We start from the raw sequence: 12,623 nt of genomic DNA on the forward strand, positions 1-12,623 counted from the left end.
ACGACACACGTTGTGTATGAACCATCGGCAGATTGCCAGCTACCTATGTATAATGCCGCCCGCTGACCACAGAGTCACGACGGCCGACCCCTCTATTGCGAGAGCTTCGGCCCGAAAAAGCAGGACCGCTACAGCAGTCCACCCGCTTGCCGCTCGACTGATGCACCCAACATCACCGCGCACAAACCTCGACATTCGGCTCATGGACGACTTTGAACGAACGCGCTTACCCGGCGCCCCTCGAGTTTCTGCGCACGCTTTAGCAAAGAAGAGAGAGTTAATCCGAATATGCCCACCCGCTCGAAGATCATCTATACCTTCACCGACGAAGCTCCCGCCCTCGCCACCTATTCACTGTTGCCTATCGTAGAGGCTTTCACTGCCTCCGCTGATATCGCCGTGGAAACCCGCGATATCTCTCTTGCAGGGCGCATTCTGGCCAGCTTCCCCGAGCAATTGGGTGACAAAGCCGTAGCCGACCACCTCGCCGAACTGGGCGACCTGGCCGTTACGCCTGAAGCCAACATCATCAAGCTGCCGAACATCAGTGCTTCCGTTCCGCAACTGCAAGCCGCGATCAAAGAGCTGCAAGCCCAGGGCTTCGCACTACCGGACTACCCGGAAACCGTGACCAGCGACGCCGACAAGCTCGCCAAGTCGCGTTACGACAAGATCAAGGGCAGCGCCGTGAACCCGGTTCTGCGCGAAGGCAACTCCGATCGTCGTGCACCGCTGTCAGTCAAGAACTACGCGCGCAAGCACCCGCACAAAATGGGCGCCTGGGCTGCGGACTCCAAGTCCCACGTAGCCCACATGAGCACCGGTGATTTCTACGGCAGCGAAAAAGCTGCCCTGATCGACGCCGCTGACGCCGTCAAAATCGAATTGATCGCTCAAGACGGCACCACCACCGTCCTGAAGGAAAAAACCACCGTACAAGCCGGTGAGATCCTCGATTGCGCGGTGATGAGCAAGAACGCCCTGCGCAGCTTCATTGCTGCCGAGATCGAAGACGCCAAAGCCAAAGGCGTGCTGCTGTCGGTTCACCTCAAAGCCACCATGATGAAGGTCTCCGACCCGATCATGTTCGGCCAGATCGTTGCCGAGTTCTATAAAGACGCACTGGCCAAGCACGCCGACGTGCTGGCACAGATCGGCTTCAACCTGAACAACGGCATCGGTGACCTGTACGCTCGCATAAAGGCTTTGCCTAGCGATCAGCAAGCTGCGATCGAAGCGGACATCCAGGCGGTCTACGCCGTTCGTCCGTCGCTGGCGATGGTCAACTCCGACAAAGGCATCACCAACCTGCACGTGCCGAGCGACGTCATCGTTGACGCCTCGATGCCGGCGATGATCCGTGACTCCGGCAAGATGTGGGGCACTGATGGCCAGTTGCACGACACCAAGGCAGTGATTCCGGATCGTTGCTACGCGACCATCTACCAGGCCGTCATCGAAGACTGCAAGGTAAACGGTGCCTTCGATCCGACCACCATGGGCAGCGTGCCAAACGTGGGCCTGATGGCTAAAAAAGCCGAAGAGTACGGCTCGCACGACAAGACTTTCCAGATCAAGACCAGCGGCGTGGTTCGCGTTACCGACAGCAAAGGCAGCCTGCTGCTGGAGCAAGCGGTTGAAGCCGGCGACATCTTCCGCATGTGCCAGACCAAAGACGCACCGATCCAGGACTGGGTCAAACTGGCCGTCAACCGTGCCCGCGCCAGCAGCACGCCAGCGATCTTCTGGCTGGACCCGATGCGCGCCCACGATGGCGTGGTGATCGAGAAAGTTCAGGCTTACCTGAAGGATCACGACACGTCCGGCCTGGACATCCAGATCATGGCGCCAGTCGACGCCATGAAGTTCACCCTTGAGCGTACCCGTGCAGGCAAGGACACCATCTCGGTGACCGGTAACGTACTGCGCGACTACCTGACCGACCTGTTCCCGATCATGGAACTGGGCACCAGCGCCAAGATGCTGTCGATCGTACCGCTGATGAATGGCGGCGGCCTGTTCGAAACCGGCGCTGGCGGTTCGGCACCGAAGCACGTTCAGCAGTTGCTGGAAGAGAACTTCCTGCGCTGGGATTCCCTGGGCGAGTTCCTGGCCCTGGCCGCTTCCCTGGAGCATTTGGGTGTTACTTACAACAACCCGAAAGCCCTGGTGCTGGCCAAGACCCTGGATCAGGCCACTGGCCAGTTCCTCGATAACAACAAGTCGCCATCGCGCAAAGTCGGCAACATCGACAACCGCGGCAGCCACTTCTACCTGGCGCTGTACTGGGCACAAGCCCTGGCGGCCCAGACTGAAGATGCGGCACTGCAGGCGCAATTCGGCCAGCTGGCCCAGACCCTGACCGAGAACGAGGCAACCATCGTTGCCGAGCTCAACGCCGTACAGGGTCAGCCAGTGGACATCGGTGGTTACTACCACGCTGATGCCCAGCTGATCAGCAAGGCAATGCGCCCGAGCAACACCTTCAACGCGGCGATTGCTGCGCTGGTGTAAGGTTGTAAGGCTGCAAAGAAGCCCCGGCCTTGTGCCGGGGTTTTTGCTTTTGAAGAAAACGCGAAGCCCTGTGGGAGCTGGCTTGCCAGCGATGGGGCCCTATCATTCAACATTGATGGTGCCTGACCCACCGCTATCGCTGGCAAGCCAGCTCCCACAGGGATCGGATTTCAATGTTCACCATTGAGGGCATTTTATGGACTGGAAACCCCACATCACCGTCGCCACTATCGTCGAAGACAACGGTCGTTTCCTGATGGTCGAAGAACTCAAAGGCGGACGAGCGGTACTCAACCAGCCCGCCGGTCACCTGGACCCGAATGAAACCCTGACCGAAGCTGCCATCCGTGAAACCCTCGAGGAAACCGGCTGGGACGTCGAGCCCACAGGGGTATTGGGCATTTATCTGTACACCGCCCCGAGCAATGGCGTGACCTACCAGCGAGTCTGCTTCATCGCCAAGCCGCTGAAACACCACCCCGAGTATCAACTGGACGACGGCATCATCGGCGCCAAGTGGTTGACCCGCGAGGAATTAATCGGACAGCGCGACAACTGGCGCAGCGAACTGATCATCCGCTGCATCGACGACTATCTGGGCGGTCAGCGCTTCGGCCTGGAATTGATCCGTCCTTCTCTTTAGCCTTGTGGCCTTGGGCCTGCTAGAATCGCGTCCTTTTTCAAGACACTCATTGAATCCCTATGCGTGATCCAGCCCCTTCTGACATACAAAAGAAGCGCGTCATTGTCGGCATGTCCGGCGGCGTGGACTCTTCCGTTTCCGCTCTCCTGCTGATCGAGCAGGGTTACGAGGTGGAAGGCCTGTTCATGAAGAACTGGGAAGAAGACGATGGAACGGAATACTGCACCGCGATGGACGACCTCGCAGACGCCCAGGCTGTGTGCGACAAGATTGGCATCAAGCTGCATACCGCCAACTTCGCCGCCGAGTACTGGGACAACGTGTTCGAGCACTTCCTGGCCGAATACAAGGCCGGACGCACGCCGAACCCGGACATCCTGTGCAACCGCGAAATCAAGTTCAAGGCGTTTCTCGACTACGCGATGATGCTCGGCGCTGACCTGATCGCCACCGGTCACTACGTGCGCCGCCGCGACATCGATGGACGCACCGAGCTACTCAAGGGCCTGGACCCGAACAAGGACCAGAGCTACTTCCTGCACGCCGTGGGCGGAGAACAGATCGCCAAGACCCTGTTCCCGGTGGGCGAGCTGGAAAAACCCGAAGTGCGCGCAATCGCCGAGAAGCACGACCTGGCCACCGCGAAGAAAAAAGACTCCACCGGGATCTGCTTTATCGGCGAGCGCCGCTTCAGCGACTTCCTCAAGCAGTACCTGCCGGCACAACCCGGCGAGATCAAGACCACCGAAGGTGAAGTCATCGGGCGCCACCACGGCTTGATGTACCACACCATCGGCCAACGCCAGGGCTTGGGCATCGGCGGCCTCAAGGACGCCGGTGACGAGCCGTGGTACGTGCTGATCAAGGACCTGGAGCATAACGAGCTGATCGTCGGCCAGGGCAATGACCACCCATACCTGTTCTCCCGCGCCCTGCTCGCCTCGGACATCTACTGGGTCAACCCCATCGACCTCAGCGAGCCACGCAAGTTGACCGCCAAGGTGCGTTACCGCCAGGGCGACCAGCCGTGCACGCTGGAAAAAACCGCTACCGGCTATCGCGCCACCTTCGATGACCCGCAACGGGCGGTCACCCCGGGCCAGTCCGTGGTGTTCTACGACGGTGAGATCTGCCTGGGTGGCGGCGTGATCGAAATAGCCGAGCCCTGGACGAGCAAGAACGCGAGCAAGGGCCAAGCCCAATGAGCCCGACCCAGGAGCAACTGACAGCGCTGGGCGGGGTATTCCTCGCTGCTGTCCTGGTGGACAAGATCGCCAAGACCGGCCAGACCACCGAAGCGGGCCTGACCTGCATGCTGGGCAGCCTGCTGATTCGTGATCCCAAGGACACGCTGGAAGTGTACGGCGGAGACGACATCAACCTGCGTGAAGGCTATCGCGCCCTGATCGGCGCCCTGGAACGCGACCCCAGCACCCTGCAGCGCGAACCGTTGCGCTACGCCCTGGCCATGCTAGGCCTGGAGCGTCAGCTGGCCAAGCGCGAGGACTTGCTGGACGTGATCGGCAAGCGGCTGCCGCAGATCCAGTCCCAGGTCGAGCACTTCGGCCCGGCCCACGAGAACGTGATCGCCGCCTGTGGAGCGTTGTACCAGGACACCTTGAGCACCCTGCGCCAGCGCATTCAGGTGCACGGCGACATGCGCAACCTGCAGCAGCCAAGCAACGCTTCGAAGATCCGCGCCCTGCTGCTGGCCGGAATTCGTTCGGCGCGCCTGTGGCGCCAGTTGGGCGGTCATCGCTGGCAGTTGGTGATCAGCCGGCGCAAATTGCTCAAAGAGCTTTATCCGCTGATGCGCAGTAGCTGAACAGCGCCCGCTACACCGATTTTGATCTGTAACGCGTAATACGCCGGTCAGTTGGCAACGGACCGGCGGATTTTTTCATGTATGATACGCGCCCCATTTCGTTGCCCGACTGTCCGAGAACACCCCATGCAGCTTTCTTCGCTCACTGCGGTTTCCCCTGTTGACGGCCGCTACGCCGGCAAAACCCAGGCCCTGCGCCCTATTTTCAGCGAATACGGCCTGATCCGTGCTCGCGTCCTGGTCGAAGTGCGCTGGCTCCAGCGTCTGGCCGCTCACTCTGCCATCAGCGAAGTACCGGCGTTCTCCGCCGAAGCCAACGCTGTCTTGAACACCCTGGCGGAAAACTTCTCTCTGGAGCACGCCGAGCGCGTCAAAGAGATCGAGCGCACCACCAACCACGACGTCAAGGCCATCGAATACCTGCTCAAAGAGCAAGCGGCCAAGCTGCCTGAACTGGCGGCCGTCAGCGAATTCATCCACTTTGCCTGCACCAGCGAGGACATCAACAACCTGTCCCACGCCCTGATGCTGCGCGAAGGCCGTGATGACGTGATGCTGCCGCTGATGCGCCAGACCGCCGACGCCATCCGCGAACTGGCGATCCGTTTCGCTGACGTGCCGATGCTGTCGCGCACCCACGGTCAACCGGCCTCGCCGACCACCCTGGGCAAAGAGCTGGCGAACGTGGTTTATCGCCTGGAGCGCCAGATCGCCCAGGTCGCTGCCGTGCCTTTGCTGGGCAAGATCAACGGCGCCGTGGGCAACTACAACGCCCACTTGTCGGCCTACCCCGAGATCGACTGGGAAGAAAACGCCCGCGCCTTCATCGAAGACGAGCTGGGCCTGGGTTTCAACCCGTACACCACGCAGATCGAACCGCACGACTACATCGCCGAGCTGTTCGACGCGATCGCGCGCTTCAATACCATTCTGATCGACTTCGACCGTGACATCTGGGGCTACATCTCCCTGGGTTACTTCAAGCAGCGCACCATCGCCGGCGAAATCGGTTCATCGACCATGCCGCACAAGGTCAACCCGATCGACTTCGAAAACTCCGAAGGCAACCTGGGTATCGCCAACGCACTGTTCCAGCACCTGGCGAGCAAGCTGCCGATCTCCCGCTGGCAGCGCGACCTGACCGACTCCACCGTGCTGCGCAACCTCGGTGTGGGCTTCGCCCACAGCGTCATCGCGTACGAAGCCAGCCTCAAAGGCATCAGCAAACTGGAGCTCAACGCCCAGAAGATCGCTGCCGACCTGGACGCTTGCTGGGAAGTATTGGCCGAGCCGATTCAGACCGTCATGCGTCGCTACAACATCGAAAACCCGTACGAAAAGTTGAAAGAATTGACCCGTGGCAAGGGCATCAGCCCCGAAGCGCTGCAAACTTTCATCGACGGCCTGGACATGCCTGCCGCCGCCAAGGCCGAGCTGAAACTGCTCACCCCGGCGAACTACATCGGCAATGCTGTAGAGCAAGCCAGGCGCATCTGATCGACCGCTGCACCCGTTTGAAACGCCCGGCAGCGCCGGGCGTTTTTATTCCCGTCTGAAAAGTACTTTTTTTCAATAGGTTACACATGAATCCTGATATTCCTCTTCAACTTCTGGGCGGCATCACGGCGCGCGAGTTCATGCGCGACTACTGGCAGAAAAAACCGCTGCTGATCCGTCAGGCGATTCCTGATTTCGAAAGCCCGATCGACGCCGACGAACTGGCCGGCCTGGCGCTGGAAGAAGAAGTTGAGTCGCGCCTGGTGATCGAAAACGGCGAGCGCCCGTGGGAGTTGCGCCGCGGCCCATTCGCCGAAGACGAATTCAGCAAGCTGCCGGAACAGGACTGGACCCTGCTGGTTCAAGCCGTTGACCAGTTCGTCCCGGAAGTCGCTGAACTGCTGGAAAACTTCCGCTTTCTGCCAAGCTGGCGCGTCGATGACGTGATGATCAGCTTCGCCGCACCAGGCGGCAGCGTCGGTCCGCACTTCGACAACTACGACGTGTTCCTGCTGCAAGGCCATGGCAAGCGCAACTGGAAAATCGGCCAGATGTGCGACTCTGAAAGCCCACTGCTGCAGCACGCCGACTTGCGCATCCTGGCTGAATTCGAAGCCACCGACGAATGGGTCCTGGAACCGGGCGACATGCTTTACCTGCCGCCGCGCCTGGCCCACTGCGGCGTGGCCGTCGACGACTGCCTCACCTACTCGGTCGGCTTTCGCGCGCCAAGCGCCGCTGAAGTGCTGACCCACTTCACCGACTTTCTCAGCCAGTTCCTGTCGGACGAAGAGCGCTACACCGACGCCGATGCCCAGCCAGTCGCCGATCCGCACCAGATCCAGCACGATGCCCTCGGCCGCCTTAAAGGCCTGCTGGCCGAACACATGAGCGACGAGCGCCTGTTGCTGACCTGGTTTGGCCAGTTCATGACCGAGCCGCGCTATCCGGAGCTGGTGGTAGGCCCGGAAGAGATCGAAGAAGACGACCTGCTTGCCAGCCTGGAACAGGGCGCCGTACTGATTCGCAACCCGAGCGCGCGCCTGGCCTGGTCCGAAGTCGATGACGACCTGCTGCTGTTCGCCAGCGGCCAGAGCCGTTATCTGCCGGGCAAGCTGCGCGAGCTGTTGAAGCTGATCTGCGCCGCCGATGCGCTGCACATCGATAACCTCGGCGAATGGCTGGGCGATGACGATGGTCGCGGCCTGCTGTGCGAGCTGATCAAGCAAGGAAGCCTGGGGTTTGCCGATGAATAAAATTCACGTACGTGTCGCAGACTGGCAGAAGGACAACGCCGAGATCCGGCGCATTCGTGAGACGGTGTTCATCGCCGAGCAATCCGTACCGCCCGAGCTGGAATGGGATGCGGATGACGCGACAGCGGTGCATTTCCTGGCCTTCGAGGGTGACTTTCCGATTGGCACTGCGCGCCTCCTGCCTGACGGTCACGTCGGCCGGGTGTCGGTGCTCAAGGACTGGCGTGGCTTGAAGGTCGGTGATGCGCTGATGCAGGCGGTGATCGGTGAGGCCGAGGAGCGTGGTCTGAAGCGGCAGATGCTCAGCGCGCAGGTGCAGGCCACGGCGTTCTATGAGCGCCTGGGCTTCAGCCTGGTCAGTGAGGAATTCCTGGAAGCCGGGATTCCGCATGTGGACATGGTTCGGCATTCCTGAAGATCAAAAGATCGCAGCCTTCGGCAGCTCCTACAGAGTTGTGCGAACATCCGTAGGAGCTGCCGAAGGCTGCGATCTTTTCTGAAGCAACACCACAAAACGCCCCGCCATCCCCGGATGCCGGGGCGTTTTGCTGTCTGTGATTCAACTTGCCCCACCCCGGGCCGACAAACTGGCAATATCAATCAAAGGCAGGATCAAAAGATCGCAGCCTTCGGCAGCTCCTACGGGCTTTGTTTATTTGGCGGAGATAACGGACATGTCCCTACGCACCCTGCTCACCACGCTGCTGCTGAGCTGCAGTTTTTCGCTCAGCGCAGCCACCGAGATAGTGCCGCTGAACTACCACACCAGCGCCGACATGCTGCCGATGGCACAGGACTTCATCGGCAAGGACGGCCAGGTCAGCGCCTATGGCAACCAGTTGATTGTCAACGCAGATCAACGCAAGATCGACGAACTTAAGGCACTGATCAGCCAACTGGATACCGCGCCAAAGCGCCTGCTGATCACCGTCGACACCAGCGAAAACAACTTCCAGGCTGACCAGGGCTACTCGGTGAACGGCGCGAGGCCGAGCCAGACTCGCATCATCAACCGCAGCACCGACAGCCGTGATGGTGGCATCCAGCAGATCCAGGCCAGCGAAGGTGCGCCTGCGCTGATCCAGGTCGGCCAAAGCGTGCCACTGACCAGCAGTCAAAGCGATTCCTACGGCGATTTGCGCAGCCAAACCGAATACCGCAACGTCACCCAGGGCTTCTACGTCACCGCCAGCGTCACCGGCGACATCGTTCACCTGAATATCAGTACCAACCGTGACCGCATGAGCCAGGAACGTCCCGATGTAGTGAATGTGCAAAGCACCGACACAACTGTCACGGGGCGCCTTGGCGAGTGGATCCCCCTGGCCGGGGTGAATCGCCAGACCCAGTCCGACAAACAGGGCCTGACCCGCAGCTACTCGACTCAAGGCCGGGACGACATGACCCTGCGGGTTAAAGTCGATACTTTGGACTAAACCACCGAAAACTGACTGATTAGTCGTATTAGACCAAAGATGTAGTGCTTGAAAAAAAGCACTACAAAACGTTTGACGATCGAAAAAAGCAAGGGCATGATGGCCTCGCTCCCGCTAATCAGGGGCCCTGGCAAGGGCCTTCGAAGCGATGTTCGCACCTACCCCGCGAACCGCTTCGTGTCTGTACCGCCCACAAGGTGTGTTTGACGAGGTTGCCGACTGGAACGAAGTTGTCCCGAGGGACGGAAGCGTAATTAGGTAACCCGGCTCCACACTGAAGTCTGCACCAGGGCCCACGATGCCCGAATGCGTTCGCCAGTTCGCCCTTACCTGCTCACTTCCCCTCGAGCCCATCGTTCATCCCGTCGCCAATCCCGCCGAATCCGACTTGACCACCTAAGCTTCTGGTCTGCGAGCGCACGTATTTTCCACCGCAGAACAACTTTCCGTAAAAGACGCGACGAGGTTTATCTCCATGGCACTGACACGCGAACAGCAAATTGCAGCCCTCGAAAAAGACTGGGCTGAAAACCCACGCTGGAAAGGTGTGACACGCGCCTACTCCGCTGCTGACGTCGTCCGCCTGCGTGGCTCGGTTCAACCCGAGCACACCTTTGCAAGACTCGGCGCCGAGAAGCTGTGGAACCTGGTGACCCAGGGTGCCAAGCCGTCCTTCCGCCCTGAGAAAGATTTCGTCAACTGCATGGGCGCCCTGACCGGCGGCCAGGCTGTGCAACAAGTCAAGGCCGGTATCCAGGCGATCTACCTGTCCGGCTGGCAAGTGGCTGCGGACAACAACTCCGCCGAATCGATGTACCCGGACCAGTCGCTGTACCCGGTAGACTCGGTTCCAACCGTGGTCAAGCGCATCAACAACTCGTTCCGTCGTGCTGACCAGATTCAGTGGAAAGCCGGCAAAGGCCCGGGCGACGAAGGCTACATCGACTACTTCGCGCCAATCGTAGCTGACGCCGAAGCCGGTTTCGGTGGCGTACTGAACGCTTACGAGCTGATGAAGAGCATGATCGAAGCAGGCGCCGCCGGCGTTCACTTCGAAGACCAGCTGGCTTCCGTGAAAAAATGCGGCCACATGGGCGGCAAGGTACTGGTTCCTACCCAGGAAGCCGTACAGAAGCTGACCGCTGCTCGCCTGGCTGCTGACGTTGCCGGTACACCGACCATCATCCTGGCCCGTACCGATGCGAACGCCGCTGACCTGCTGACTTCCGATTGCGACCCGTACGACCAGCCATTCGTAACTGGCGAACGTACCCAGGAAGGCTTCTATAAAGTGCGCGCCGGTCTCGACCAGGCCATCGCCCGCGGCCTGGCTTACGCGCCGTACGCCGACCTGATCTGGTGCGAAACCGCCAAGCCGGACCTGGACGAAGCTCGCCGCTTCGCCGAAGCGATCAAGAAGGAATACCCGGACCAACTGCTGTCGTACAACTGCTCGCCTTCCTTCAACTGGAAGAAAAACCTGGACGACGCGACCATCGCCAAGTTCCAGCGTGAACTGTCCGCCATGGGCTACAAGCACCAGTTCATCACCCTGGCCGGCATTCACAACATGTGGCACAGCATGTTCAACCTGGCGCACGACTACGCCCGCAACGACATGACTGCCTACGTGAAACTGCAAGAGCAAGAGTTCGCTGACGCCGCCAAGGGATACACCTTCGTGGCTCACCAGCAGGAAGTGGGCACCGGCTACTTCGACGACATGACCACCGTGATTCAAGGTGGCTCGTCTTCGGTCACCGCGCTGACCGGTTCGACTGAAGAAGAACAGTTTCACTGATCTGCTTCGCCTGAAATAACAGCCGCTGCGGACCGACTGAAAAGCTAACCGCAGCGCTGCACCTCTGACGCCCCGACTTGCTCGGGGCGTTTTTTTGCATGGGATTTCGTGAAACAACAAAATCCTGTAGGAGCTGCCGCAGGCTGCGATCTTTTGATTTTGCTGTTAAAAAAATCAAAAGATCGTAGTCTCGTTTCACTCGACAGCTCCTACAGTTGCGCGCATATAAGACAACTTCCCAACCATAGGCCCCCTAAACAGTTTGAAAACCGCCGCAAACAGTATTGATTATCATTTAGTAAAAACTATGTTCGTTACATTCCTTACAAAACATAATTCCCTAAAAGCCGGCTAATGCCCGCAACGCAAGGGCTACGCCGCTTTTGCCGTGGGCAATGTCCTTATTCCATTAAATAATTTCGCTATCTGAATTTTACTTGCACCGTGTTGTGCCATAAAATCAGCGGGATTGATTGCTGCGACATATCGTCACTGCGTTGTTTCTTTTTCAAGCTCAGAGACCTTTGCTCTCTGTTAAGGATTTCCAGCATGCCCGAAGCGACAGGACTCATGGCCCACAACTGGGGCTTTGCCATTTTCCTTCTGGGCGTCGTCGGCCTCTGCGCCTTCATGCTTGGTGTTTCCAGCCTCCTTGGGTCAAAAGCCTGGGGCCGCAGCAAAAACGAACCGTTCGAGTCGGGCATGCTACCTACAGGTGGCGCCCGCTTGCGGCTCTCAGCCAAATTCTATCTGGTCGCGATGCTCTTCGTGATCTTCGATATCGAAGCCCTCTTTCTCTTTGCCTGGTCTGTGTCCGTCCGCGAAAGCGGCTGGACCGGATTCGTCGAAGCTCTCGTTTTCATAGCAATTCTGTTGGCAGGTCTTGTCTACCTGTTCCGAGTGGGCGCCCTTGACTGGGCTCCGGAAGCTCGTCGCAAGCGGCAGGCGAAGCTGAAACAATGAGGCTTTGGCAATGCAATACAATCTCACCAGGATCGACCCCGATGCTCCTAACGAGCAGTATCCGATTGGCGAGCGGGAAACCGTTTCCGATCCGTTAGAAGATCAAGTCCACAAAAACATCTTCATGGGCAAGCTCGAAGACGTGCTTAACGGCACGATCAACTGGGGGCGCAAGAACTCCCTGTGGCCGTACAACTTCGGTCTTTCGTGCTGCTACGTGGAAATGACCACCGCCTTCACGGCGCCCCACGACATCGCGCGCTTTGGCGCCGAGGTTATTCGGGCATCGCCGCGCCAGGCGGATTTCATGGTTATCGCCGGTACCTGCTTCATCAAGATGGCGCCGATCATTCAGCGTCTCTACGAGCAAATGCTCGAGCCTAAATGGGTTATCTCCATGGGTTCGTGCGCCAACTCCGGTGGCATGTACGACATCTACTCCGTCGTTCAAGGGGTGGACAAGTTCCTGCCCGTGGACGTCTACGTGCCTGGCTGCCCGCCCCGCCCTGAAGCTTTCCTGCAAGGCTTGATGCTGTTGCAGGAGTCGATTGGACAGGAGCGTCGTCCGCTTTCCTGGGTCGTCGGTGATCAAGGCGTATACCGCGCCGAGATGCCTTCGCAAAAGGAACAGCGCCGCGAACAGCGAATCGCAGTCACCAACCTGCGCAGCCCCGACGAAGTCTGATCC

At 59.3% G+C, this 12,623-nt stretch carries 11 protein-coding genes; all 11 read left to right on the forward strand.

Annotated elements, in window-relative coordinates:
• The first annotated feature begins 288 nt into the window (after nt 1–288).
• Entirely contained in the window at nt 289–2,514 is a 2,226-nt protein-coding gene (locus HYI44_RS01815) for an NADP-dependent isocitrate dehydrogenase (protein WP_225568603.1), read from the forward strand.
• 196 nt (nt 2,515–2,710) lie between these two features.
• Nucleotides 2,711–3,157, forward strand: coding sequence for an NUDIX hydrolase (locus HYI44_RS01820; protein ID WP_122839244.1), 447 nt, complete (start codon nt 2,711–2,713; stop codon nt 3,155–3,157).
• A gap of 59 nt (nt 3,158–3,216) precedes the next feature.
• Nucleotides 3,217–4,362, forward strand: a complete 1,146-nt coding sequence (gene mnmA / locus HYI44_RS01825; RefSeq protein WP_122839245.1) for a tRNA 2-thiouridine(34) synthase MnmA — start codon at nt 3,217–3,219, stop codon at nt 4,360–4,362.
• Nucleotides 4,359–4,982 carry a high frequency lysogenization protein HflD gene (gene hflD / locus HYI44_RS01830; RefSeq protein ID WP_122839246.1) on the forward strand — a complete coding sequence of 208 codons (624 nt, stop codon included), beginning with the start codon at nt 4,359–4,361 and terminating at the stop codon, nt 4,980–4,982. The genes mnmA and hflD overlap by 4 nt, the downstream gene beginning before the upstream one ends.
• 126 nt (nt 4,983–5,108) lie before the next feature.
• A complete protein-coding gene (gene purB / locus HYI44_RS01835) occupies nt 5,109–6,479 on the forward strand; it encodes an adenylosuccinate lyase (protein WP_045062286.1) in 1,371 nt (456 codons plus the stop codon).
• A gap of 86 nt (nt 6,480–6,565) precedes the next feature.
• The gene (locus HYI44_RS01840; RefSeq protein WP_045062287.1) at nt 6,566–7,735 is read left to right on the forward strand and encodes a cupin domain-containing protein; all 1,170 of its coding nucleotides are present in this window, start codon (nt 6,566–6,568) and stop codon (nt 7,733–7,735) included.
• The gene (locus HYI44_RS01845; RefSeq protein ID WP_205892405.1) at nt 7,728–8,150 is read left to right on the forward strand and encodes a GNAT family N-acetyltransferase; all 423 of its coding nucleotides are present in this window, start codon (nt 7,728–7,730) and stop codon (nt 8,148–8,150) included. The genes HYI44_RS01840 and HYI44_RS01845 overlap by 8 nt, the downstream gene beginning before the upstream one ends.
• 259 nt (nt 8,151–8,409) lie before the next feature.
• Nucleotides 8,410–9,171 (forward strand): secretin N-terminal domain-containing protein, encoded by a 762-nt coding sequence (locus HYI44_RS01850; RefSeq protein WP_225568604.1) that lies wholly within the window; start codon nt 8,410–8,412, stop codon nt 9,169–9,171.
• A gap of 475 nt (nt 9,172–9,646) precedes the next feature.
• The gene (gene aceA / locus HYI44_RS01855; RefSeq protein WP_045062291.1) at nt 9,647–10,972 is read left to right on the forward strand and encodes an isocitrate lyase; all 1,326 of its coding nucleotides are present in this window, start codon (nt 9,647–9,649) and stop codon (nt 10,970–10,972) included.
• Between the two features lie 549 nt (nt 10,973–11,521).
• Entirely contained in the window at nt 11,522–11,935 is a 414-nt protein-coding gene (locus HYI44_RS01860) for an NADH-quinone oxidoreductase subunit A (protein WP_003223812.1), read from the forward strand.
• A 10-nt stretch (nt 11,936–11,945) separates the two neighbouring features.
• Nucleotides 11,946–12,620: a NuoB/complex I 20 kDa subunit family protein gene (locus HYI44_RS01865; RefSeq protein ID WP_008146035.1), complete on the forward strand. Its 675-nt coding sequence runs from the start codon at nt 11,946–11,948 to the stop codon at nt 12,618–12,620.
• Nucleotides 12,621–12,623: the final 3 nt, after the last annotated feature.

The organism is Pseudomonas sp. Y24-6 (assembly GCF_020295325.1).
Lineage (GTDB): Bacteria > Pseudomonadota > Gammaproteobacteria > Pseudomonadales > Pseudomonadaceae > Aquipseudomonas > Aquipseudomonas gregormendelii.

Bases quoted from the DNA above. Each gene is read 5' to 3' on its own strand.
- HYI44_RS01820 (WP_122839244.1), top strand. From the start codon at position 2,711: ATGGACTGGAAACCCCACATCACCGTCGCCACTATCGTCGAAGACAAC.
- HYI44_RS01850 (WP_225568604.1), top strand. From the start codon at position 8,410: ATGTCCCTACGCACCCTGCTCACCACGCTGCTGCTGAGCTGCAGTTTT.
- HYI44_RS01840 (WP_045062287.1), top strand. From the start codon at position 6,566: ATGAATCCTGATATTCCTCTTCAACTTCTGGGCGGCATCACGGCGCGC.
- hflD (WP_122839246.1), top strand. From the start codon at position 4,359: ATGAGCCCGACCCAGGAGCAACTGACAGCGCTGGGCGGGGTATTCCTC.
- HYI44_RS01860 (WP_003223812.1), top strand. From the start codon at position 11,522: ATGCCCGAAGCGACAGGACTCATGGCCCACAACTGGGGCTTTGCCATT.
- purB (WP_045062286.1), top strand. From the start codon at position 5,109: ATGCAGCTTTCTTCGCTCACTGCGGTTTCCCCTGTTGACGGCCGCTAC.
- mnmA (WP_122839245.1), top strand. From the start codon at position 3,217: ATGCGTGATCCAGCCCCTTCTGACATACAAAAGAAGCGCGTCATTGTC.
- HYI44_RS01845 (WP_205892405.1), top strand. From the start codon at position 7,728: ATGAATAAAATTCACGTACGTGTCGCAGACTGGCAGAAGGACAACGCC.
- HYI44_RS01815 (WP_225568603.1), top strand. From the start codon at position 289: ATGCCCACCCGCTCGAAGATCATCTATACCTTCACCGACGAAGCTCCC.
- aceA (WP_045062291.1), top strand. From the start codon at position 9,647: ATGGCACTGACACGCGAACAGCAAATTGCAGCCCTCGAAAAAGACTGG.
- HYI44_RS01865 (WP_008146035.1), top strand. From the start codon at position 11,946: ATGCAATACAATCTCACCAGGATCGACCCCGATGCTCCTAACGAGCAG.